Origin of the sequence: Vibrio pacinii DSM 19139 (assembly GCF_000711795.1) — a bacterium.
GTDB classification, from domain to species: Bacteria; Pseudomonadota; Gammaproteobacteria; order Enterobacterales; family Vibrionaceae; genus Vibrio; species Vibrio pacinii.
Genome location: NZ_JONH01000016.1, coordinates 66004 through 90240, shown reverse-complemented (window position 1 = coordinate 90240; position 24237 = coordinate 66004). Strand labels below are relative to the sequence as shown.

Annotated in this window: 23 protein-coding genes; 16 read left to right on the top strand and 7 right to left on the bottom strand. The window is 47.3% G+C overall.

Translation table 11 applies throughout. From position 1 onward, the window contains the following. Positions 1–21 precede the first annotated feature (21 nt). Positions 22–546: a DUF4124 domain-containing protein gene (locus BS19_RS11610; protein ID WP_038175455.1), complete on the bottom strand. Its 525-nt coding sequence runs from the start codon at positions 544–546 to the stop codon at positions 22–24. A 133-nt stretch (positions 547–679) separates the two neighbouring features. Then, entirely contained in the window at positions 680–2089 is a 1410-nt protein-coding gene (gene glnA / locus BS19_RS11605; protein WP_038175454.1) for a glutamate--ammonia ligase, read from the bottom strand. 475 nt (positions 2090–2564) lie between these two features. Here glnA and typA point away from each other — a divergent pair, with 475 nt between their 5' ends. Beyond that, positions 2565–4397, top strand: coding sequence for a translational GTPase TypA (gene typA, locus BS19_RS11600; RefSeq protein WP_038175453.1), 1833 nt, complete (start codon positions 2565–2567; stop codon positions 4395–4397). Positions 4398–4463: 66 nt separating this feature from the next. Here typA and BS19_RS11595 read toward each other — a convergent pair whose 3' ends face one another. After that, complete coding sequence (locus BS19_RS11595) at positions 4464–5105, bottom strand: DUF2959 domain-containing protein (RefSeq protein ID WP_038175452.1); 642 nt, start codon at positions 5103–5105, stop codon at positions 4464–4466. Between the two features lie 35 nt (positions 5106–5140). Between BS19_RS11595 and BS19_RS11590 the strand changes: the two genes are divergently transcribed. Genes BS19_RS11590 through BS19_RS11580 form a run of 3 tightly spaced genes read left to right on the top strand, consistent with a single transcriptional unit; the run spans position 5141 to position 7477 of the window. Further along, positions 5141–6085 carry a virulence factor BrkB family protein gene (locus tag BS19_RS11590; protein WP_391088772.1) on the top strand — a complete coding sequence of 315 codons (945 nt, stop codon included), beginning with the start codon at positions 5141–5143 and terminating at the stop codon, positions 6083–6085. Continuing rightward, positions 6057–6491, top strand: coding sequence for a D-aminoacyl-tRNA deacylase (dtd, locus tag BS19_RS11585; protein ID WP_038175451.1), 435 nt, complete (start codon positions 6057–6059; stop codon positions 6489–6491). Before BS19_RS11590 ends, dtd begins: the two co-directional genes overlap by 29 nt. Positions 6492–6547: 56 nt before the next feature. Next, positions 6548–7477 carry a bifunctional GNAT family N-acetyltransferase/hotdog fold thioesterase gene (locus tag BS19_RS11580; RefSeq protein ID WP_038175450.1) on the top strand — a complete coding sequence of 310 codons (930 nt, stop codon included), beginning with the start codon at positions 6548–6550 and terminating at the stop codon, positions 7475–7477. Here the strand turns inward: BS19_RS11580 and BS19_RS11575 are convergent. From BS19_RS11575 to hslR, 4 genes are all read right to left on the bottom strand, one after another. After that, a complete protein-coding gene (locus tag BS19_RS11575; protein ID WP_038175449.1) occupies positions 7474–9381 on the bottom strand; it encodes an AsmA family protein in 1908 nt (635 codons plus the stop codon). The two genes, BS19_RS11580 and BS19_RS11575, sit on opposite strands and share 4 nt — an antisense overlap. Before the next feature lie 113 nt (positions 9382–9494). After that, positions 9495–11123, bottom strand: coding sequence for a phosphoenolpyruvate carboxykinase (ATP) (pckA, locus tag BS19_RS11570; RefSeq protein ID WP_038175447.1), 1629 nt, complete (start codon positions 11121–11123; stop codon positions 9495–9497). A gap of 337 nt (positions 11124–11460) precedes the next feature. Then, on the bottom strand, positions 11461–12336 hold the full coding sequence (gene hslO / locus BS19_RS11565; protein WP_038175446.1) for an Hsp33 family molecular chaperone HslO: 876 nt from the start codon (positions 12334–12336) through the stop codon (positions 11461–11463). Between the two features lie 28 nt (positions 12337–12364). Further along, on the bottom strand, positions 12365–12751 hold the full coding sequence (hslR, locus tag BS19_RS11560) for a ribosome-associated heat shock protein Hsp15 (protein WP_038175445.1): 387 nt from the start codon (positions 12749–12751) through the stop codon (positions 12365–12367). A 248-nt stretch (positions 12752–12999) separates the two neighbouring features. Here hslR and gspC point away from each other — a divergent pair, with 248 nt between their 5' ends. The 12 genes from gspC to BS19_RS11500 are packed head-to-tail and all read left to right on the top strand — an operon-like array spanning position 13000 to position 24221. Further along, on the top strand, positions 13000–13887 hold the full coding sequence (gene gspC / locus BS19_RS11555; RefSeq protein WP_038175443.1) for a type II secretion system protein GspC: 888 nt from the start codon (positions 13000–13002) through the stop codon (positions 13885–13887). Between the two features lie 42 nt (positions 13888–13929). After that, positions 13930–15960, top strand: coding sequence for a type II secretion system secretin GspD (gene gspD, locus BS19_RS11550; RefSeq protein WP_038175442.1), 2031 nt, complete (start codon positions 13930–13932; stop codon positions 15958–15960). Then, positions 15960–17450 (top strand): type II secretion system ATPase GspE, encoded by a 1491-nt coding sequence (gspE, locus tag BS19_RS11545; RefSeq protein WP_038175441.1) that lies wholly within the window; start codon positions 15960–15962, stop codon positions 17448–17450. The genes gspD and gspE overlap by 1 nt, the downstream gene beginning before the upstream one ends. After that, positions 17450–18667: a type II secretion system inner membrane protein GspF gene (gspF, locus tag BS19_RS11540; protein ID WP_038175440.1), complete on the top strand. Its 1218-nt coding sequence runs from the start codon at positions 17450–17452 to the stop codon at positions 18665–18667. The genes gspE and gspF overlap by 1 nt, the downstream gene beginning before the upstream one ends. Before the next feature lie 59 nt (positions 18668–18726). After that, positions 18727–19170: a type II secretion system major pseudopilin GspG gene (gspG, locus tag BS19_RS11535; RefSeq protein ID WP_038175439.1), complete on the top strand. Its 444-nt coding sequence runs from the start codon at positions 18727–18729 to the stop codon at positions 19168–19170. Positions 19171–19184: 14 nt separating this feature from the next. Next, positions 19185–19769 (top strand): type II secretion system minor pseudopilin GspH, encoded by a 585-nt coding sequence (gene gspH, locus BS19_RS11530; protein ID WP_038175438.1) that lies wholly within the window; start codon positions 19185–19187, stop codon positions 19767–19769. After that, on the top strand, positions 19756–20112 hold the full coding sequence (gene gspI, locus BS19_RS11525) for a type II secretion system minor pseudopilin GspI (RefSeq protein ID WP_038175437.1): 357 nt from the start codon (positions 19756–19758) through the stop codon (positions 20110–20112). The genes gspH and gspI overlap by 14 nt, the downstream gene beginning before the upstream one ends. Next, the gene (gene gspJ / locus BS19_RS11520; RefSeq protein WP_425425013.1) at positions 20099–20767 is read left to right on the top strand and encodes a type II secretion system minor pseudopilin GspJ; all 669 of its coding nucleotides are present in this window, start codon (positions 20099–20101) and stop codon (positions 20765–20767) included. Before gspI ends, gspJ begins: the two co-directional genes overlap by 14 nt. After that, entirely contained in the window at positions 20754–21770 is a 1017-nt protein-coding gene (gspK, locus tag BS19_RS11515; protein ID WP_425425012.1) for a type II secretion system minor pseudopilin GspK, read from the top strand. The genes gspJ and gspK overlap by 14 nt, the downstream gene beginning before the upstream one ends. After that, on the top strand, positions 21739–22950 hold the full coding sequence (gspL, locus tag BS19_RS11510; protein ID WP_038175436.1) for a type II secretion system protein GspL: 1212 nt from the start codon (positions 21739–21741) through the stop codon (positions 22948–22950). Before gspK ends, gspL begins: the two co-directional genes overlap by 32 nt. 10 nt (positions 22951–22960) lie before the next feature. Beyond that, positions 22961–23452 (top strand): type II secretion system protein M, encoded by a 492-nt coding sequence (locus BS19_RS11505; RefSeq protein ID WP_038175435.1) that lies wholly within the window; start codon positions 22961–22963, stop codon positions 23450–23452. 4 nt (positions 23453–23456) lie between these two features. Then, the gene (locus tag BS19_RS11500) at positions 23457–24221 is read left to right on the top strand and encodes a type II secretion system protein N (RefSeq protein ID WP_038175467.1); all 765 of its coding nucleotides are present in this window, start codon (positions 23457–23459) and stop codon (positions 24219–24221) included. Positions 24222–24237 lie beyond the last annotated feature (16 nt).

The following is a 24237-nucleotide window of genomic DNA, read 5'->3' as shown; positions in this document are numbered from 1 at the left end:
GCAGAGCGTAGTCTGAGCTGTTTATTTCACCGTATTGGCAGTTACTCGCAATAAATGCACCGTAATAGGTTGTGATAATGCAATAAGCTTGCCGTGTTGAAACGCTTGTACCTCTAATTTATGGGTTCCACGAGAAACATTGTTCAAGTGCCAGTTGGAAGCGGTTTGAGGTTGATTAATTGGTTGATTATTCATCATAAGTTGCAGTTTTTCATCAAGTTTAAGGGCTCGGTTTAACGCAACCATTATACTAAGTTGGCCAGAGTTGCTGCGGATAGCTTGTTCTTGAGTCGGCGCCTTAATCGTGATGGTTAATTTGCTATATTCGTGTTGTGATGCGATAGGTGAAGGGCGCAGTGGATTGGGTAAAGCCTGCGTCGACACCTGTGGGGGATCAGGAAAATGGATGCTACGTTGGCTGCGTGGTGTCGGCTGGTCGCTAAAATGTTCGACCCCTTGTTCATCGGTCCAATGGTAGATTGTCTTAGCTAAAACCTGAGCGGGAAAGAGGCTAAGGCAGAGTAGTAAAATAAACAGATTGCGCATTGGTTATCTCCAATCTTCGCCTTTAAGCTCCTATATTAACGCCAGTTCTATGTACTCTAAAATACAAAAGGCTCGCCTGAGAGGCGAGCCTTAAATTTATGCAACACAGTTGTGGACTGCGTAGGAGTATCGATTATACCGAGTAGTATAGTTCGAACTCTAGCGGGTGAGTTGCCATGTTCACGCGTTGTACATCGTCAGATTTCAGAGCGATGTAAGAATCGATAAAGTCGTCAGAGAATACGCCACCAGCGGTCAGGAATTCACGGTCTTCGTTAAGCGCAGCTAGAGCTTGTTGCAGTGATTCTGCAACTGTTGGGATTTCAGCTGCTTCTTCTGCAGGAAGGTCGTATAGATCTTTATCCATCGCTTCGCCTGGGTGGATCTTGTTCTTGATACCGTCAAGGCCAGCCATAAGCATTGCTGAGTAGCATAGGTATGGGTTAGCTGCTGGGTCACCAAAACGTAGCTCGATACGACGTGCTTTCGGGCTTGGTACTACTGGGATACGGATAGAAGCTGAGCGGTTACGTGCTGAGTAAGCAAGCATTACCGGTGCTTCGAAGCCAGGTACAAGACGCTTGTACGAGTTAGTTGATGGGTTAGCAAATGCGTTGATTGCGCGAGCGTGCTTGATTACACCGCCGATGTAGTAAAGTGCCAGTTCAGATAGGCCGCCGTACTTGTCACCAGCAAACAGGTTTACACCGTCTTTTGCTAGAGATTGGTGAACGTGCATGCCGCTGCCGTTATCACCTACAAGAGGCTTAGGCATGAATGTCGCTGTTTTACCAAACGCGTGCGCAACGTTGTGTACCACGTACTTGTAGATTTGAGTTTCATCAGCTTTTGCTGTTAGCGTGTTGAAGCGAGTTGCGATTTCGTTTTGACCCGCAGTTGCTACTTCGTGGTGGTGAGCTTCAACAACTAGGCCCATCTCTTCCATTACTAGACACATTGCTGAACGGATGTCTTGAGATGAATCTACAGGAGCTACTGGGAAGTAACCGCCTTTCACGCCAGGACGGTGACCTTTGTTACCGCCTTCGATGTCAGAACCTGTGTTCCAAGCTGCTTCTACGTCATCAATCTTGAAGAAAGAACCAGACATATCGTTTGAGAACTTAACGTCGTCAAATAGGAAGAATTCTGGCTCAGGGCCAACTAGAACTGTGTCTGCGATACCAGTAGAGCGTAGGTATTCTTCAGAACGTTTAGCGATAGAGCGTGGGTCACGATCATAGCCTTGCATAGTGGCAGGCTCAAGAATGTCACAACGTACGTTTAGTGTTGCATCTTCTGTGAACGGGTCAAGAACAGCTGATGATGCGTCTGGCATCATTACCATGTCTGATTCGTTGATGCCTTTCCAGCCAGCAACAGAAGAACCATCGAACATCTTACCTTCTTCGAAGAAGTCTGCGTCAACTTGGTGAGAAGGTATAGAGATATGCTGCTCTTTACCTTTAGTATCAGTAAAGCGTAGGTCAACAAACTTAACTTCGTTTTCTTGGATCAGCGATAGAACGTTTTCTACTGACATGTTGGATAACCTCCAGTGTTGTTAAATCGGTATTTAGCGTGATTTGCAATAAACCCAGCATTGATTAATTTCATTTCAAACTTATTAATCGATGCCAATTTTATTAAAGCTAAAACCATGCCAAAAAAATTAATCCATTAATTTCAATAAATTAGCGGGCTTGGTAACAAGATGGTGCAGACTATTGCACCAAAATGATCTTATTTCGCACTCATTTGGTGCGATGGTGGTATATTGCACCAAGATAAACAAAATCATCAGCCATTCAGCCCAGATTTAACGCTTATGTCAATGGGGATTTGCGTACACCTGGCTTACTATTGTCTTCAATCAAAAAATATCTGCTAATATTGAGCGAATCAGATCACATATTTCTGGGTTTTTCGCTAGAATCTGGTACATTATGGCCGTTTTTTTAATCAAATAGGTTTGCTGAAATTTTCGGCGAGCTGCTTATATCGAGTGAATCAAATCCATGGCTACTCCACAGATTGATAAATTAAGAAATATCGCGATCATCGCGCACGTTGACCACGGTAAAACTACACTGGTTGATAAACTACTACAACAATCAGGTACTTTAGAGTCTCGCGGCGAAGCTGAAGAGCGAGTCATGGACTCAAACGACATCGAAAAAGAGCGTGGCATTACTATTCTTGCTAAGAATACCGCGATCAACTGGAATGATTACCGTATCAACATCGTCGACACTCCGGGACACGCGGACTTCGGTGGTGAAGTTGAACGTATCATGTCGATGGTTGACTCTGTACTACTTATCGTTGATGCCGTTGACGGCCCAATGCCGCAAACTCGTTTTGTAACACAAAAAGCGTTTGCGCACGGTCTTAAACCAATCGTTGTAATCAACAAGATCGACCGCCCAGGTGCTCGTCCTGATTGGGTTATGGACCAAGTGTTTGACCTATTCGACAACCTAGGTGCTACTGACGAACAGCTAGACTTTAAAGTCGTTTACGCATCAGCACTTAACGGTTGGGCAACGCTTGAAGAAGATCAAACGGGCGAAAACATGGAACCGCTGTTCCAAGCCGTTGTTGATACCGTTGAAGCGCCAAACGTTGACCGCGAAGGTCCACTGCAGATGCAAATTTCTCAGCTAGACTACAGCTCTTACGTTGGTGTTATCGGTGTTGCACGTGTAACTCGTGGTAGCGTGAAATCAAACCAACAAGTTACCGTTGTTAGTGCTGATGGTAAGAAGCGTAACGGCAAAGTCGGTACGGTTCTTGGTTACCTAGGTCTTGACCGTCATGAAGTTGAGCAAGCTAACGCCGGTGATATTGTCGCCATTACAGGTCTTGGCGAGCTGAAAATTTCAGACACTATCTGTGACCAAAACCACATTGAAGCAATGACGCCTCTGTCTGTTGATGAACCAACCGTAACCATGACTTTCCAGGTCAACACTTCACCGTTCGCCGGTAAAGAAGGTAAGTTCGTTACGTCACGTAACATTCTTGAGCGTCTAGAGAAAGAATTGGTACACAACGTAGCGCTGCGCGTTGAAGAAACCGATAACCCAGACCGTTTCCGCGTATCAGGTCGTGGTGAACTTCACCTGTCTATCTTGATCGAGAACATGCGTCGTGAAGGCTTCGAGCTAGCAGTGTCTCGCCCTGAAGTTATCATCAAAGAAGAAAACGGTCAGAAGATGGAACCGTTTGAAACGGTAACGATCGATGTTCTTGAAGAGCACCAAGGCGGTATCATGGAAAACATCGGCTTACGTAAAGGTGAGCTGACTGACATGGCACCTGACGGTAAAGGTCGTGTACGTATGGACTTCATGATGCCTTCACGTGGTCTGATTGGTTTCCAAACTGAGTTCATGACACTGACTTCAGGTTCAGGTCTTCTTTACCATACGTTTGATCACTACGGCCCACACAAAGGCGGTAATATCGGTCAACGTAACAACGGCGTATTGATTTCAAACGCAACAGGTAAAGCACTGACTTACGCCTTGTTTAACCTACAAGAGCGCGGTCGTCTGTTTGCAGAGCACGCGGATGAAGTCTATGAAGGCCAGGTTGTTGGTATCCATAACCGCTCAAACGACTTAACGGTTAACTGTCTTAAAGGTAAGCAGCTAACCAACGTTCGTGCCTCTGGTACCGATGAAGCTCAGGTTCTGACTCCTGCTATCAAGTACACACTTGAGCAAGCACTAGAGTTCATTGATGATGATGAGCTAGTAGAAGTGACTCCAGAAAGCATTCGTATCCGTAAGCGATTCTTGAGCGAGAACGAACGTAAACGTGCAAGCCGTCCTGCGAAAGCTTAATTAGCGACGGGCAATTGCCAATAATAAAAAGGGTGAGAAGTTAACTTCTCACCCTTTTTTAATGCCTTATTTTTGACTCAGTTTTTGCAAAAATTTATCGGACTCTGCAATGGCTGCGTTCATTTGTTTAATTGCATACTGAATGTCTTGTTCTAGGCTTGAAAATTCGCCCTGCAGTGAGCCTATCGCGCTGGCATTAAGGTTATGCTTCAAATATAGGGTATTATCGCGCAGCGTGTTCAATACTGGCGTCATTTTGTTTTCCGCGCGCTTCATGGCATTGAGCATGGTCGTGTAAGACGTTTTGGTTTCGCGCAGTTTCTGTTCGCTAGAGCGACGCAGTTTGCTGCTGGTGTAGAGTTCAAGTTCGTCTTGCCACTCACTGAACAGCGCGCCAGAGACATCTTCAATGGCTGCAATTCGGTCTCGTACATCTTGCGCTGCGTTCTCGCTGTCTTGGTATTTTTCATTGATCTGGTTGTAAACGGTTTCCAGTTCACCACCGTCAAAGTTGGTCAAAGCTGACAGCGCCTCAAGTGCACTGGAAAACTCTTGTTGTGCGTCCTGTTGTGACTGTTTGGCGTCTTCAACGCGATCCACCATGATGTCACGTTTGTGATAGCCTACTTGTTCCATTGCAGAGTAATAGGCAGACTGGCACCCCGTTAAGGTGAAAATCGACAATACAATAGCCAGTAAGTGCGGCATGATGGGATCCTTTCCTTTAGAATTAGATTGTTAGGATGACTGAGTTGTTAGGGAGTTACAAGTTGAAAATCGAACCCTTGATCACGCAAGTGGTGTTGTTTACCCGTTATCTTTTCACACGAATGAAATATGACAGAGTGAATGTTAATGCCGGTTATCTGGCTTACATTACTTTGTTGTCCATTGTCCCTATGCTGACGGTATTGTTGTCGGTGTTGTCGTCGTTTGAAGTCTTTGATAACGCAGGTGACGCGTTGCAAAACTTTGTTATTACCCATTTTGTCCCTGCGGCTGGCGATGTGGTTCAAAAGGCACTGCTCGAATTTGTCGGTAATACGGGCAAAATGAGTGCGGTCGGGGGCGGCTTTTTGTTTGTTGCAGCATTAATGCTGATCTCCAATATCGATAAGAATCTCAACTATATTTGGCGAGTAGATAAAAAGCGCCGAGCGGTGTTCTCTTTTTCGATGTATTGGATGGTGCTGACTTTAGGGCCGATTCTAGTCGGTGCCAGCATTGCAGCAACGTCGTATGTCACTTCACTCAACATTATCGATAACGAAGCGATTTCAGGTGTCTATAATCAACTGTTACGCTGGTTGCCATTTTGGCTGTCATTCTTTGCTTTTGTCGGGCTCTATCTATTGGTGCCAAATAAGAAGGTGCGTTTTTCTCATGCTGCATTAGGTGCTATTGTGGCGGCGCTGCTGTTCGAAGCAAGCAAGAAAGGCTTTGCGGTTTACATCACTCAATTTCCATCTTACCAGTTGATCTATGGCGCTTTAGCGGCGATTCCAATCTTGTTTGTTTGGGTCTATTTATGCTGGCTTATTGTGTTGATAGGGGCGGAAGTGACCGCCACGCTCGGTGAAAGAGAGCGCTGGAGCGAGATGCCAGAAATGGTAAACTCACCCTCAATCATTAATCGATTATTGGCAAAAGGAAAACGCAGTGATAGCACTGATTCAGAGAGTGAGTGAAGCGGCCGTCCACGTAGAGGGTGAAGTGGTCGGACAAATCGAGCAAGGTTTACTAGTGCTACTCGGTGTTGAAAAAGACGATGACGAGGCGAAAGCCAAACGCTTAATGGAGCGCGTTACCACTTATCGCGTATTTGGCGATGAACAAGATAAAATGAACCTCAACGTAAAACAGGTCGAGGGTAAAGTGCTGGTGGTTTCGCAGTTTACATTACCGGCCGATACCAAAAAAGGTACTCGCGCTGGCTTTTCTCGCGGTGCACACCCGGCGGATGCTGAACGGTTATATGACTATTTTGCAGACCAGTGCGCGCAGGTGTTACCGACCGAACGTGGTCGTTTCGCGGCTGATATGAAGGTGTCGTTGGTCAATGATGGCCCGGTGACTTTCTGGTTGCAGGTATGATGAAAGGCAATGGATTTGACGTTAAGTATCATGCCAAAAATTAAAAAAGGACTTTTATGTTTAAGCTGATCACGCCGAAAACAGACAATCAACTCAATAAATATTATCACTTCCGTTGGCAGATGCTGAGGGAGCCTTGGCAAATGCCGATTGGATCTGAGCGTGATGAGTATGACCCGATGAGCCATCATCGTATGATCGTTGATGGCCGCGGGCGACCAATCGCGATAGGTCGCTTGTATATTACCTCTGATAGTGAAGGTCAGATCCGTTTTATGGCGGTAAAAAACAACCGTCGTAGCAAGGGGATGGGGTCTTTGGTGCTGGTGGCTCTAGAGTCTCTGGCGCGCCAAGAAGGCGCCAAACGTCTGGTGTGTAATGCTCGTGAAGATGCAATTTCATTTTACGAGAAAAACGGTTTTGAGCGTCGTGGTGAATTAGACGACGGACGCGGGCCGATGCGTCACCAACAAATGGTCAAACAGCTTGATCCGATGGCCAACGTATTGCGTAAACCTGAATGGTGCACCGAGCTACAAGAGCGCTGGGAGAATCAAATCCCGATCAGTGACAAGATGGGCATTAAGATCAACCAATACACAGGTTATCAATTTGAGTGCTGTGCGCAACTCAATCCCAACCTCAATCCCCATAACACTCTGTTTGCCGGATCGGCTTTTACATTGGCGACCTTAACGGGGTGGGGCATGACTTGGCTGTTGATGAAAGAGCGCAATTTAACTGGCGATATTGTCTTAGCGGATAGTCGAATTCGTTATCGACATCCAGTGACATCAACCCCGGTAGCGTCGACTTCTCTTGATGGCATTAGTGGCGATTTAGACCGTTTAGCCGCGGGACGTAAAGCGCGTATCGTGATTCATGTCACCATACACAGCGGCGATTTACCGGCGGTCGAGTTCATCGGTACCTACATGTTAATCCCAGATTACAAAGCGGTGATTGACAGCGATGCTAAGTCTTAATCGGCGTTCTGCGGCACTGCCTTGCTAGTATCACCGCAGGTGACGTTAATCACATTGGTTTTACTGATAACATCTGACCAAAGTTCAAGGCAGCGCTGCTGACTTTGCATCAACAAACTAGCATATTGGGGCTTGGTCAGATCAACCTGCCCCGCTAATTGAGTTTGGTTATTGCCACCTGTGATGGTGACTCTCCCTCGATCGGCGTTAAGTTGGATATTGTCCATATCAAAACCCTGCTGGAATTGCTGTTCGCCATCGGCGCTATTGGCGATGATCTCAGCCTGACGTAAGCTCGCTGACATGCGCCCAGAGACACTGTGCGCTAACATTGAGTAGTCACCAGAAAGTCCTGATAACTGCGCGTCGAGTTCCGCCAGTCCTGACAGCTCAAACGGTAACGCTTGTTGGCTGAAATAGTGCTTAAGCGGTAGGCCGTCGGCATGCAAAGTCAGCTGCCAAGGCACGCTAGGTTGTGTTCTATCCAATTGACCACTGGCTTCGATATAGCCTTGTTCAAGAGGAATGAATGCGCGTTGTATCACTAACTTGCCTTGGTTGGCACTGGCGTTCATTTTAGCTTGAGTGGTGATTAAACGGTCGATGTTGGCAGCACTGACACTTATCATCAGATCCCCCTGCCAAAGCCCGAGTCTTCCCTGTTTAATTAAATGCAGTTCACGGCCCTCAATACCCAGACCTGACACTTGCCAAAAAGGTTTACTCTCAACTTGAATCATTTGGCTGTTAGCAATGTCGAGTTCGTCTATCGTCAGGCTATTTATCGGCGTCATAAGAGCGCGGATATCGGCGAGTAACGGTTGGGTCTCTTCTAGCCACTTAACGCCGTCAATTTTGAGCTGTCGTAACGCAATGTTATGTTCGGAGACTGCTCCTTGCAGCTGAACTCTGCCCTGTTTGAAATCAGCATCGAATTCGTCAATCGACAAGGTGCGCTGCGCAAGACCGAGCTTGGCGCGTGGCGAGAGTAGCACAAAGCGCTTATTGCCTATGCTGTCAGCGTCAAATGACGCGTAGCCTGAAGATTGTTGCCACAATGCTTGAGCGGGTGAAATGTTTTCTAACGAAGCGTTGAGGTTCTCAAAGCGCCACTGATGGTAGCTAAACGAGCCGTTAAGTATGTCTAGACTGTTGATATGATGAATCGGTAGCGATAGGTTGCCTAAGGTTGTCAGCAGCTTCTCCAGCGATGTTGACGGGGGGAGCATCAGTTTGTCGATAGTGACATTGACCAAAGACCATCCTTCGCTATATTGCTCCGCTTGGCCAGAAAATTCGCCGCCACGCCAGTTAAATGAGGCGCCAAATAAGGTACTTTGCTGCGCTTGATAGCGCATATCGACCAGCAGGTTGTTGAGCGCTTCACCTTGCATATAAAATTGATCGGCAGACAGCTGAATGTCAGCGAAAGGAATCGACTGAGTGTCGTTGACCCAGTGCGGTTGCTCGATTTGCACATTGACGCCACGGGCGGACCATTTAGGTGCACTAATATCGACGTATTGCAATGCCAATTGATGGAGCTTAATTGATTTGAATAGCGGGTTGCCGAGCTGTTCTAGGTCAAGAGTTGCCCCCTCAACTAGGATTGAATCGAACGAGAGTTTTCCCTGTTGCCAGGGCATTTGGCTTAACCAAAGTGTGAGTTTAGGAATTTGCAGGTTGTGGTCACCTTCGCTCAGCTCGACGTTTGCTAACGTTAACTGCAATGGTGGTGTGTAGTGAGCTTGTGTGGTTGTGATGGTGTAGGCCGTCAATTGATTGACCGCAGTCGTTACGATTTGGGTGGCATAACGACTTTGCATTAGGCCGTACAATGAAGCTAACGACAAAACAACGGCCGACACGACCAAGATAACCAGCCACCACAGTGCTTTTTTCACCTTCACTCCCTGAACGAACCGAACCACGTTACTAGCTTGGAATACTTTTGCCTTTCAAGCAACAAAAAGCCCCTCACAAGAGGGGCTTAGCTAAACAAATGGTGCAGATATCACTAATCTAGCTGAGGTCCTGCACTGATCAAGGCTTTGCCTTCATCATTATCGGTGTACTTTTCAAAGTTGTTGATAAAGCGTCCCGCAAGATCTTTGGCTTTGCTTTCCCACTGCAGTGGATCAACGTACGTGTCACGAGGGTCAAGAATCGATGGGTCGACATCGTGAAGCGCAACAGGAACTTCCAAGTTAAAAATAGGGATGTGCTTGGTTTCAGCGTGTTCGATAGAACCATCAAGAATCGCATCAATGATCGCACGCGTATCTTGGATAGAGATACGTTTGCCGCTGCCATTCCAACCAGTATTAACCAAGTAAGCTTGAGCACCCGCTTGCTCCATTCGTTTCACCAATACTTCAGCGTATTTAGTTGGGTGAAGTGTTAGGAAAGCGGCACCAAAACATGCTGAGAAGGTTGGTGTTGGCTCTGTGATACCACGTTCAGTACCTGCCAGTTTAGCGGTAAAGCCTGACAAGAAGTGGTACTTAGTTTGCTCGGGCGTAAGTTTGGAAACCGGAGGTAAAACGCCGAAGGCATCAGCAGAAAGGAAGATCACCTTGTTGGCGTGGCCACCTTTTGACACAGGCTTAACGATATTTTCGATATGCTCGATTGGGTAAGAAACGCGAGTATTCTCGGTTTTCGAACCATCGTCGAAGTCGATAGAGCCGTCAGAACGTACGGTTACGTTCTCTAGTAGAGCATCACGACGAATCGCGTTGTAGATGTCTGGTTCTGCTTCTTTCGACAGTTTGATGGTTTTTGCGTAACAGCCACCTTCAAAGTTGAACACACCATCATCGTCCCAACCGTGCTCGTCATCGCCGATAAGAGCGCGTTTAGGGTCCGTGGATAGTGTGGTTTTACCAGTGCCAGAGAGACCGAAGAAAACCGCCACATCACCCTCTTTGCCCATATTGGCACTGCAGTGCATAGACGCGATGCCTTTAAGTGGCAAGAAGTAGTTCATCATCGCGAACATACCTTTCTTCATCTCGCCGCCGTACCAAGTACCGCCGATCAGTTGGGTGCGCTCAGTGAGGTTGAACACCGTGAAGTTTTCAGAGTTCAGACCATGCTCTTTCCACTTCTGGTTGGTACATTTCGCACCGTTCATCACCACGAAATCTGGTTCGAATGTCGCGAGTTCTTCTTCACTTGGACGGATAAACATGTTTTTAACGAAGTGCGCTTGCCATGCCACCTCAGTAATGACACGAATGCTCAAGCGTGTATCTGGGTTCGCACCACAGTAACCATCGATAACAAACACGCGTTTGCCTGAAAGTTGGTTGGTTACCAACTCTTTCAGATCGTTCCACACGGCTTGAGTGATCGGTTTGTTATCATTTTTTACCGTATCTGAAGTCCACCACATGTGTTCTTCAGTGGTGGCATCTTTAACAATGTATTTATCTTTTGGTGAGCGGCCGGTAAAGATTCCAGTATCAACAGCGACTGCGCCTAGCTCGGTGACGACACCTTTTTCATAGCCTTCGAGATCCGCGCGAGTCTCTTCTTCGAACAACACTTCGTAGCTTGGGTTGCGTAGAACCTCTTTTACGTCATGAAGTCCATGTTGGGTAAGATCAATTGTTGCAGCCTTTGTATGTTCCATAACGGTCATAGGTGCTCCTTGTAGGAATATTTTGTAGGGATTTTGTAATAATTTTTTTAATTTTATCTGCTCACCATGCTAGCAATGGGCTTTGAAGAAAACAGGGATATAGCTCAAAATTTATCCGTAATTTTCACAGGGGTTTAAGCGACACATCACATATTGGTGCAGTTAGTTTATCGTGCGCGCAAAGCTTTGCGCTAGAGCAAAGTTATTAATAATCGATTAAAATTAACAGGTTAGTTTATTACGAGAAAATTGAGGTTTATCGCGGGGTTGGTCACAAAAAGGCCCGCATGTGCGGGCCTTTTGATTGGTAAATTACGGGCTTGGTGTGCCGTAAAAATTAATGCAGCTTTTTATGTTCAGAATCAGCGTCATCAAACAGTTGTAAGACTTCGGTTTTGTTGAACGAATAATCCGTACCGCAGTAATCACAATGTAAAGAGATTGAACCCACCTCGGCTAAGATGTCATCTACCTCAGAGCGATCGATGGTGATGATCGCAGCGCCACTGCGCTCACGTGAACAACCACAATGGAACTCAACGGGTTGGGGATCAAATAGGCGAACTTGCTCTTGGTTATAAAGGCGGTAAAGTAACTCAGTGGCTTCAAGACCAAACAGTTCTTCATCTTTTACTGTATTGGTCAACTGCTCTAGATGCTCGAAATCTTCGGGCGTCCCAGTACCATCAGGCATGACCTGAATCAGCATCCCCGCCGCATGTGCTTGACCATCGTGCTCACCGCTACGCAGCCACAAGCGAGTTTTAAGCTGTTCAGAGTTGGCGAAGTAGCCTTCGAGAATTTCTGATAAGCTATCGCCTTCTAAGCCTACGATACCTTGGTAGCGTTCGCCTTTCTTCGGATCGATGGTGATGACCAAGTAACCTTTACCCATCATGTCATGAATGGTCGCGTCATCGGCGATATCGCCTTCGTAACGAGCAACACCGCGTACCTTCTGGTCGTTATCACCGTTAATTACGACCAATGACACCGGACCATCACCTTGCAGTTGCATGGTAATTGAACCTTCAAACTTAAGTGTTGCAGTCAGAAGTGTGGTTGAAACTAATAGCTCACCAAGCAGCTTTTTTAGCGGCGATGGGTATTCCTTGCTAGAAATCATACGTTGGTAAGCTTGATCCAGTTGTACCAACTCACCACGAACTGAAAGGTCTTCAAATAAGTAGCGGTTCAAAACATTGCTTGCCATGTGGCGGGTCCTCGTTAATTTTCCAGCTTTATTGATGCTTAAATTTCAAGATATCGCGACGCTGTTTTTTGTCAGGGCGACGCTCTGGGCTTGGGTTGTGCGCATGAAGTTTACGGCGTATCGCGTTTTCTTCTCGTTTACTCACGCTGTCGGCTGTTTCTGAGTATAATTCCTGGGCTTCTGGTGCCCCGCGTCGTTGATCTGAGATCTTTTCAATTACGACAGTTTTCTCTTCATTGCCTTGTCTTAACGTGATCTGAGCACCCAATTCGACCACCTTACTCGGTTTACTGCGTTGGCCATTATAATGAACTTTTCCACCATCGACCATATTTCGAGCAATGGATCGCGTTCTGTAAAAACGGGCGGCCCACAGCCATTTGTCGAGTCTCACTGCTTCAGTTTGGGAGCCCATGATGATTTTCCCTCTAAGGTATTGGTGCTGATTGTGCTTAGTTGGTGTAACAATGGTGACGTGTGTGGCATTTTTCAAGCGAAATGATAAAAATTATGCTCTGTTAAAGTGACGTGTAGCTGTTTAATGTATAGGTTGTTTCATGGTTTGCTACAATCTTTGCTTTCCATTTTATAAGGACAAAAGTAGCAAGCTTTAACGATGAAAAACGAAGATCTTGTAGAGAAATCAATCAATAAGGACTGTGAGTGAAACAACGTAGCGTCAATGCACTATACCGGTTTGGTGAAGCGTTCAAGGATGTGGGAGTTCAACAGCGAGTGAGCTATGCCGTCATGCTGCTCTTATTGGCGATGTGTGCATGGATTGCAGGTCAGATGATTTGGCAACCGTGGAGTCAACCAGTAATTTCGTCATGGCAACCTGCAAAAGTGACGTTAGTTGGCGGTCAGTCATCGCGGCTTGATATTTCTCAACTGCTTGACAGCAATATTTTTGGTCAATATCAGAACTCGGTTCCGGTTATCAAGCAACCCAAGGTGCAAGATGCGCCAAAAAGTCGCCTTAGCGTAGTATTGGTTGGCATAGTAACCAGCACTGAAGCGAATAAGAGCTTAGCGGTGATTGCTAACCGAGGTCAACAAGCGACCTATGGCTTAAATGAAGTGATTGAAGGCACGAGAGCTAAACTGATACAAGTGCAAGCGGATCGAGTCATTATTGATAACTCGGGGCGCAATGAAACCATTATGCTAGAAGGACTTAAGTACAGTACGCCAACGCAAACAGCGCCTGTGACCCAACAAATAACCCGCGGTCAAGTTTCGACGGATTCATTGGAGCAGATTCAAGAAGAAATTCGTCAAGACCCGAAACAAATCTTCCAGTATGTGCGTATGTCGCAAATCAAGCAGGATGAAACGGTCGTCGGTTATCGCCTTACACCAGGAAAAGACCAAGCGCTGTTTGAATCGGTGGGTTTGGTGTCGGGAGATATTGCGGTGTCGATAAACGGGTTAGATTTGACCAATCCCGACGTAATGGGGGAGATTTTCCAGAGCTTATCTGAGCTGACGGAATTGACATTGACGGTTGAGCGTGATGGTCAACCACACGAAATATATATTGAATTATAAGACAACTGTTTTAAAAGGCAGTTGGATCCTAGGAGTTAAGAAGTGAACCATTGGCTTAAGAAAAGCGCATGGCTTTTAACGGCAAGCTTGCTGACCTCACCAATAACGGTGATGGCAAATGAATACAGTGCTAGTTTTAAAGGCACCGACATTCAAGAGTTTATTAATATTGTTGGCCGAAATTTAGAAAAGACCGTGATCGTTGACCCCTCGGTACGTGGCAAAGTCGATGTACGCAGCTATGACATGTTGAGTGAAGAGCAATACTACAGTTTCTTTCTCAACGTACTCGAAGTCTATGGTTTCGCCGTGGTGGAAATGGACAATGGCGTGTTAAAGGTGATTAAGTCCAAAGACGCCAAAACATCAGCGGTTCCTGTGGTTGGCGATGGCAACATCAACGGCGATGAAGTCGTGACTCGTGTGGTCGCGGTGCGTAACGTGTCGGTGCGTGAGCTTTCTCCTCTACTACGTCAACTCAATGACAATGCCGGTGCTGGTAACGTGGTTCACTATGATCCGGCCAATATTATCCTTATTACTGGTCGCGCCGCCGTGGTCAATCGCTTAGCCGACATCATTAAGCGAGTTGACCAAGCAGGCGATAAAGAAATTGAGGTGGTTGAGTTAAATAATGCCTCCGCCGCTGAAATGGTGCGTATTGTTGAGGCGTTAAATAAAACCAATGACGCCAAAAACACACCGGCCTTTTTACAACCTCAACTGGTCGCCGATGATCGAACTAACTCAATTTTGCTTTCTGGCGACCCACAAGTACGTCAGCGTCTACGTCGCTTGATCCAACAGCTTGATGTAGAAATGGCTTCGAAAGGCAATAACCGTGTGGTTTACCTTAAGTACGCTAACGCAGAAGACTTGGTCGATGTGCTCAAAGGGGTGTCTGACAACTTGCAAGTTGAGAAGTCTTCGAGCTCAAAAGTCTCTTCAGGCTCTCAACGCAATGACGTCATGATCGCTGCTCATCCAGAAACGAACGCCTTGGTCCTCGCTGCTCCGCCAGATATTATGATTGCGCTGCAAGATGTGATAGCTCAGTTGGATATTCGTCGTGCTCAGGTGTTGATTGAAGCGTTGATCGTCGAAATGGCCGAGGGTGATGGTATTAACCTCGGTGTGCAGTGGGGTTCACTAGAAAGTGGTGCGGCGATTCAATACGGTAACTCTAGCGCGCCAATTGGCCAAGTGATGGTTGGTTTGGAAGAAGCCAAAGATACCACTGAGAAGAAGCCTATTCGGGACTCTGATACTGGTGCTATCAAGTATTATGAAGAAACAACAACGAAAGGTGACTACAGCACACTTGCATCTGCACTGTCAGGGGTCAATGGCGCGGCGTTAAGTGTCGTGATGGGTGATTGGACGGCGTTAATTAGCGCGGTATCGACCGACTCTAACTCGAACATTCTGTCATCTCCGAGCATTACCGTGATGGATAATGGCGAAGCGTCGTTTATTGTTGGTGAGGAAGTGCCGGTATTAACCGGGTCAAGTGCTGGCTCGAATAACGACAATCCATTCCAAACCGTTGATCGTAAAGAAGTCGGTATTAAGCTCAAAGTGATGCCGCAAATCAATGAAGGTAATTCGGTTCAGCTCGACATCGAGCAAGAAGTCTCGAATGTCCTTGGCGCAAATGGAGCGGTTGATGTGCGTTTTGCTAAACGTCAGCTTAATACTTCAGTCATGGTTGAAGATGGTCAAATGATCGTCCTTGGTGGTTTGATTGATGAACGCGCGCTTGAGAGTGAATCAAAAGTGCCACTTTTAGGTGACATCCCTTATCTTGGACACCTGTTTAAATCGACCAGCACTCAAGTTGAAAAGAAAAACCTAATGGTATTCATCAAACCGACCATTATTCGTGATGGCATGACGGCGGATGGTATAACTCAGCGCAAGTACAACTTTATTCGTGCCGAGCAGCTGTATAAAGCGGATCAAGGTCTGAAGTTGATGGATGATGCCCATATTCCTGTGTTGCCTGAATTTGGCGATGACATTCGTCACTCTGCTGAAATTCAAGCGTTTCTTGATCAGATGGAAACACAGTAATGGATTTAGCGGTAATACCGAATGTGAAGCGCCTGCCGTTTAGCTTTGCCAATCGTTTTAAGTTGGTATTAGAGCAAATTGATGGCGATCTGGTGCTCTACTATATTGAGCCGATGTCGATGCAAGCGCTGCTAGAAGTCAAACGGGTGTGTGCGCAGCCGTTTCGCTTGCAAGCTATGAATACCGAGGCTTTTGAGCGTAAGCTAACTCAAGCCTACCAACGTGACTCATCTGAGGCGCGTCAGTTGATGGAAGACATTGGTGCTGACAGTGATGACTTTTTCTCATTAGCCGAAGAGTTACCACAAGACGAAGACTTGCTCGAGTCAGAGGACGATGCGCCGATCATTAAACTGATTAATGCCATGCTCGGTGAAGCGATCAAGGAGGGAGCGTCAGATATTCACATTGAGACCTTTGAAAAAAGCCTCTCTATTCGCTTCCGGGTCGATGGCGTGCTGCGTGATGTCCTCGCACCAAGTCGTAAATTGGCCCCCTTGCTAGTCTCGCGGGTTAAGGTCATGGCCAAATTAGATATTGCCGAAAAACGCGTCCCTCAAGACGGTCGTATTTCGCTGCGTATTGGTGGCCGAGCGGTTGATGTGCGTGTGTCGACTATGCCTTCTTCTCATGGTGAGCGAGTGGTGATGCGCTTACTCGACAAGAATGCGACCCGTTTGGATCTGCACAGTTTGGGTATGACGCCAAATAACCAAGCCGCTTTTCGCAACATCATTCAACGCCCGCACGGTATTATTCTGGTGACGGGTCCTACGGGGTCCGGTAAGTCGACCACGCTCTATGCTGGTTTAACGGAAATCAACAGTAATGAGCGTAACATTCTTACGGTTGAAGACCCGATTGAATTTGATATCGATGGCATTGGTCAGACGCAAGTCAACCCCAAAGTCGAGATGACCTTTGCTCGAGGTTTGCGTGCCATTTTGCGTCAAGATCCAGATGTGGTGATGGTGGGTGAGATTCGTGATCTAGAAACCGCACAAATTGCCGTACAAGCCTCATTGACCGGACACTTAGTGATGTCGACTCTGCACACTAACACCGCAGTGGGTGCGATTACGCGTTTGCGTGATATGGGCATCGAACCTTTCTTGATTTCATCGTCGTTATTGGGTGTGCTGGCTCAGCGCTTGGTTAGAACCTTATGCTCTGATTGTAAAACGCCGTATCAAGCTGATGATGAAACTAAAAGACTGTTTGATGTGACTAACCAGCAAGAACTGACGCTTTATCGTCCGTGTGGCTGTGAAAAGTGTAATTTTAAAGGCTATCGCGGCCGGACGGGTATTCATGAACTGTTACTGGTCGATGATGCGGTGCAAACCTTAATTCATAGTGAAGCGGGCGAACAGGCGATAGAGAAAAGTATTCGCGAGAAAACCCCGAGCATTCGCCAAGATGGGCTAGATAAAGTGTTAGCGGGAATTACCTCACTCGAAGAAGTGATGCGAGTGACCAAGGAAGCATAATGGCGGCATTTGAATATCGGGCGTTAGATGCCAAAGGCAAAACCAAAAAAGGGGTGATTGAGGGCGATAACGCGCGTCAGGTACGTGCTCGTCTTAAAGAGCAAGGCTTAATTCCGATTGAGGTGATGGAGGGCAAAGTAAAAACGGCCAATTCTTCTGCTTCTGCCGGGTTTAAGCGTGGTATTAAAACGGTCGAGCTCGCCTTGATCACTCGCCAACTTTCGACCTTAGTTCAATCGGGTATGCCGCTCGAAGAGTGTTTAAAAGCCGTCTCTGAGCAGGCAGAAAAACCGCGAATTCGCTCAATGATGGCAACGGTGCGCTCCAAAGTAACGGAAGGTTATCCACTGGTCGAAAGTTTGGGGCAGTATCCGCATATTTTTGATGAACTTTACTGTTCTATGGTCGCCGCGGGCGAAAAATCGGGTCACCTAGATACTGTGTTAGCGCGTCTGGCTGATTATGTAGAAAATAGGCAAAAAATGCACTCTAAGCTACTGCAAGCGATGATCTACCCTGTCGTATTAGTGGTTTTTGCTGTGGGTGTGGTGGCTCTGCTGCTCTCTTCCGTGGTGCCTAAGATTATCGAACCCATTCTTCAGATGGGTCAAGAGCTACCGACGTCGACAAAAATGTTGCTGTCTGCCAGCGACTTTGTGCAAGAGTGGGGCATGGTCATTGTGGTGGTGGTGATGGTGCTGTTTTATGGCCTTAAACTGGCGCTGAAAAAGCCGAATTTTAGGCTTGCTTGGGATCGAAAAATACTGAATGTGCCGTTGCTAGGTAAAATCTCTCGCGGTTTGAATACGGCTCGATTTGCACGCACTTTGTCGATTTGTACTTCCAGTGCAATTCCGATTTTGGAAGGGATGCGTGTTGCGGTCGATGTAATGTCGAACCGTTACGTCAAGCAGCAAGTTTTGTTGGCCGCAGATAATGTCCGAGAGGGCACCAGTTTGCGCAAAGCACTGGCTCAGACCCGGTTATTCCCTCCGATGATGTTGCACATGATTGCCAGTGGTGAGCAAAGTGGCGAACTGGAGAGTATGTTGACGCGCTCAGCCGATAACCAAGAACAAAACTTTGAATCGACGGTCAATATTGCGCTAGGTATTTTTACCCCAATGCTGATCGCACTAATGGCCAGCCTGGTACTGTTTATCGTTATGGCGATATTGATGCCGATGTTGGAAATGAATAATTTAATGAGCGGATAAGAGCTGATTAAGATGTATCTATTGAAAATATAGATTGAAGTAAACTTTCGGAGAGAACAATGAAATTTAAACGCAGTAAGCAGCAAGGCTTTACACTGTTAGAAGTGATGGTTGTTGTGGTTATTTTAGGTATTTTGGCCAGTGTGGTTGTACCTAACCTTTTGGGTAATAAAGAGAAAGCCGACCAACAAAAAGCGATTGCTGATATTGTGGCGCTAGAAAACGCGCTCGACATGTACAAGCTCGATAACAGCGTTTATCCATCGACGGATCAGGGCCTTGAGGCATTGGTGACTAAGCCATCAAGTCCTGAGCCACGCAACTACCGTAGCGGTGGTTATATCAAACGTCTACCGACTGACCCATGGGGTAACGACTATCAATTCTTGAGTCCTGGCGATAACGGCAACGTTGATATCTTCACTCTTGGTGCTGACGCTCAAGAAGGTGGAGAAGGGGCGAATACCGATATTGGTAACTGGAATATTCAAGATTTCCAATAATTGAGTAGCAAACAATGCGCCATCACTCGGGGTTTACCCTACTAGAGATACTGTTGGTGTTGGTCGTGATGTCTTTAGCAGCGGTGGCGGTTATCTCTACTTTGCCACAGAGTGCCGAGGATGGCGCGAAGCAGCAAGCGCAATCGCTTTACCATCGCCTTCAATTACTTAATGAAGAAGCGATCTTAAGTGGCAAAGATTTTGGCTTGCACGTCAACGATAAAACATCGCAGTTACGCTTTATGACTTTGCAAGCGGAAGGTTGGCAGGCGCTACAAGACACCAAACTTCGCGCTCAATCTGAACTGCCTGATAACTTAGCGCTGCAGCTCGATCTTGGTGGCGATGTGTGGAATGACAAACAACGATTGTTTAAACCGGGCAGTTTGTTTGATGAACAGATGTTTGCTGATGAGGAAGCCGATAAGCGTTTGCCCCCGCCGCAGATCTTGATCATGTCGAGTGGTGAACTAACGCCATTTTCGCTTGCGATTTATCCTCAGCAAGGCGATAGCGAACAAGATAGCTGGCGAATTATCGCCAAAGAGAATAGTCAGATAGTGTTACTGGCACCGGGAGAAAGCGATGAGGCGAACTAACAACGGTTTTACACTGCTCGAAGTGTTGGTCGCGTTAGCCATATTTGCTACTGCGGCGATTGCAACAATTCGTTCGGTCAGCCAGCACCTTAATACGCTTAACTATCTTGAAGAGAAAACTTTTGCGGCGATGGTGGCCGATAACCAGATGGCCAAAGTCATGTTAACTGGGCAAAAACCGAGTAAACAAAAAGGGCAAGAACAGTTGGCGAGTCGTGAGTGGTTTTGGAGCGTTGAACCTGTCAATACTGCTGGTGACATGTTGCAAGCGTTTGACGTTAGTGTGGCAACCACTGCTAAAGGTTCACCTGTGGTCACGGTCAGAAGTTATGTCGCCAAGTAAAATGCAGCGCAGCAGGCTCGCTCGTCAGCACGGTTTCACCTTAATCGAAGTGCTGTTATCGATTGCGATTTTTGCCAGTTTGAGTGTTGGTGCCTACCAAGTATTGAGCCAGGTTCAGCGTAGCAACGAAATTTCCCTTGAACGTAGTGCTCGCCTTAAGTCTTTGCAGAGAACTTTGGTGTTTATGGATAGTGACTTTCGCCAGATGGCGCTGCGTCAATCGCGCACCAATGGTGAAGACCCAGCTCCTTTGCTGATCGAGTGGAAAGACTATTTGCTCGACTCCGATGCTAAAGGCGTGATGTTTGTCCGCTTGGGTTGGCACAATCCTCAGCAACAGTTTCCACGTGGTGAGGTGAGTAAGGTCGGTTATCGGATTAAAGATAACACGTTAGAACGTCTGTTTTGGCGCTACGCCGATACGCCCGCGGGGCAAGAGGCTATCGTCATGCCACTGCTTGACGACGTTGAGGCGTTTGAACTGCGCTTTTTTGATGGCAAGGAGTGGCAAAATGAGTGGCAGACCAAGCTGGCGCTACCTCAAGCGGTCGCGGTCAAGATGACGCTGAGCGATTACGGTGAGATTGAACGTCTCTACCTCACGGGGGGCGGTAGTATTGATGCCACTGAGGAACAACGCAATGATGCCAGCTAAGAAGCAGCGTGGTGTCGCACTGATTGTTGTGCTGTTGTTGTTGACGGTGATGGTCAGTATCGCCGCGAGCATGACTGACCGCTTATTTGGCCAGTTTCGCCGTGCAACCAATCAGATCAATTACCAACAAGCGTATTGGTACAGTATTGGCGCTGAAGCTTTGGTTAAATTCGGCCTTGAGCAGAGCTTTCAAGACTCAGATACGATTAACCTGTCCCAGCCGTGGGCATTAGAGGAGCAAACGTATCCGCTTGACTACGGTACGTTAACTGGGCGTTTAGTCGACAAACAGGCATGCTTTAACCTCAATGCGCTCGCTGGGCAAAGCGTGCAAGCTGGCTCTGGAACAACGCCTTATTTGGTTGATACTTTTCAGCACTTACTCGAAGAGTTAGAGGTTGAAAACTACCAAGCTGAGACCATTGCTCAATCGCTGTGGGAATATGTGGATAGCAATACTAACGTCGACTCAGCCGCCGGTGCGGAAGACAGCTTGTATGAGTCAATGTCGCCAGCTTATCTGAGTGCCAATGTGCTACTTGCTGATAGCTCAGAGCTCAGAGCGGTGCAGCAAGTCTCTGGAGAGGTGATGGAGAAAGTCGCGCCGATGATCTGTGCGCTACCGGTGTCGGATCTGCGCCTCAACGTCAATACGATTGATGTTGAACATGGCGCTTTGCTTGCGGCTCTTTTCTATCCCACGTTAGGCGTTGATGCGGCTAAGCAGTTACTTAAGGATCGCCCTTTTGATGGTTGGGCGTCGATTGATGACTTTTTAAATGAAAGTGCGCTGAGTACGGTTCCACCTGATGCTCGCGATAATATTAAAGGCTACTTGTCGGTGACAAGCAGCTACTTTGAACTTGATGCACAACTGTTGGTGGGCGAATCACGTATTCGACTCCGTAGTTTGCTTTACAGTAACAATAAAGAAACTGCGACGGTGATTCGCCGCCGCTTCGGAGGTATCGGTGAACGAGTTTCTGATCGTTCGACTGAGTAACAACTTAGATCAAGCGGTGCAATGGCTAGTTTGGTCACAAGTGCAAAAGGCAGTGATTGCCAGTGGTGAGCTCGCCAGTCAGCATGAATTAGTGCAACTGGCGACGTACGCTGAGCAGCGCCGTACGTTGGTGTTATTAGCCGCAGACAGCTTAGTGTTAGCGGATGTCGCAATTCCGTCAGGCGCCAGTCGTCAGCTCGAAACCATGCTACCTTATGTGCTAGAAGATGAACTGGCTCAGGATGTAGATCAGCTCCATTTTACCATTTTGCACCAAGCACAAGGCCGTGCACAGGTTTGTGCGGTTGATAGTGAATGGTTTGAAAGCGTGTTAATGCGCTTAAGGGATATTGGCTGCCAGATCTACAAAGTGATGCCGGATGTGTTGGCGTTGCCTAATGTCGAGGGTATTGCTGCGGTTGAGTTAGATGGCAACTGGTTGTTAAAGAAATCGCCTTATCTAGGTATGAGTATCACCGCGGATTGGTTGGCACTGGTTACTGAGTCAGATTGGGTTAAGCAAGATGATGAGCCTTTACCAGTCTCTGCCTACTCTGCTTTACCCTCTTTGCCGTCAGACCAACTGCAACAGTGGCAGTTAGCCGAACCTGTGCTGGTGATGGAGTTACTGGCTGAGCAAGCGGTGACGAGTAAGCTCAATCTGCTGACGGGGCAATTTAAACCGAAGTCATCGTTAAGTCGCTATTGGAAAGTGTGGCAGAAAGTGGCAGTGGCGGCGGTGTTGTTACTGGCTGTGGTGGTGGTGAATAACGTACTGAAAATCCAAACGTATGAAGCGCAGGCGAATGCCTATCGCACTGAGAGCGAACGCATTTTCCGTCAATCATTGCCGGGCAAAGTAAAAATTCCTACCGTGAGCTATTTGAAGCGCGAAATGGAACGCGAAGCGTCACGTCTATCCGAGGGTGGCGCGCAAAGTGCACTACTTGAGTCGATGATTGAGATGACGTCACAGCTTGCCAAAGTGCCGGCACTAAATCTCACTAGTTTTAAATATGACAGTGGGCGTGGCGAAATTCGAATACAAGCGCAAAGCAAAGATTTTCAAACCTTTGAGCGCGCGGCGCAGTTGTTATCTGAACAATTTACTGTCGAGCAAGGTCAACTTAATCGCTCAGGCGAGGCGGTGATCGGTTCGTTTGTTTTAAAACCATTGTGAGGCAACGAAGATGAAGCAAGTAATAAGTTCCTTACAGAATTGGTGGATGAGCATTTCGGTTCGTGAACAGCGCTCCGTGGTGGTGTGTGTACTCGTGTTGGTGCTCGGTGGCTTATATTGGGGGATTGTTCAACCTGTCAGTGAACGCGCCGCCAATGCGCAAATGCGCATCCAAAGCGAAAAGCAGTTGCTCTCCTGGGTTAAAGAGAAAGCGGATGACATCAACCAATTTCGCGGCCAAGGCGGCAAGAGTGTCTCAAGCCTGCCGATCAATCAGGCGATTTCCTCAAGTGTGGGTCAATTTAACGTTGAGTTGATTCGGGTTCAGCCGCGCGGTGAAGAGTTCCAAGTGTGGATCTCGCCGATGCCGTTTAATCAGTTTATTAGCTGGCTGTCTTTTTTGCAGGAGACGCACGGAATTGGTGTGGTTTTCCTCGATATCGACAAAGCCGAACGTGATGGCATGGTTGAAATCAACCGTCTGCAATTGAGTCGAGGGTAGTGTGGTGAGAAAAATCCTGTTGTCGACACTGCTGCTAGTAGGTGTGTTAGTGGTTAGTGCCATGGTTCATTTACCCGCGCAGTTTATTGTTATGTATGCGCCTCTGCCCGCGCCACTGACGTTAACTGGCGCTCAAGGTACGCTATGGCAAGGCTCGGTGCATCAAGTGAACTGGCAAAAGCGCAATTACGGCTCACTGAACTGGCAGCTGAATGTGATTAAGTTACTGACTGGTAAATTAGAAGCGCAAGTTCGTTTTGGTCGCGATAGTGATCTCGGCGTGCTTGGGCGAGGTGTGGTCGGTGTCTCTATTCAGGGCGCCTACGCGCAAAACTTTATCGCGTCATTGCCCGTCGAGCAGGTGATGCAGTTTGCACCGACTCTGCCTGTGCCCGTTGAATTAACAGGGCAAGTCGAGTTGAGTGTGCGTGACTATCGCTATGGTGAGCCTTATTGTGACAGTGCTGAGGGGAGCCTAGTCTGGAATACTGACAAGGTGGTGGTGCCAATGGCAGAGATTGCCCTTGGTCCTGTGGTAGCCAACTTTACCTGTCAGCAAAACCAAATTGATGCCCAAGGTGAGCAGCGCAGTGATGCCGTCGAGAGTGGTTTTGTTGCCAGTCTGAATCCAGACAGCAGCTATTCAACGTCGGCGTGGTTCAAGCCATTGGCTGAGTTCCCAGACAGTTTGCAACAGCAACTTAAATGGTTGCCCGAGCAAGCCGACGCTGAGGGTAAATATCAGTTTCGCTATCAAGGGCGTCTTTAGTTTTCCCGCTTAAGTT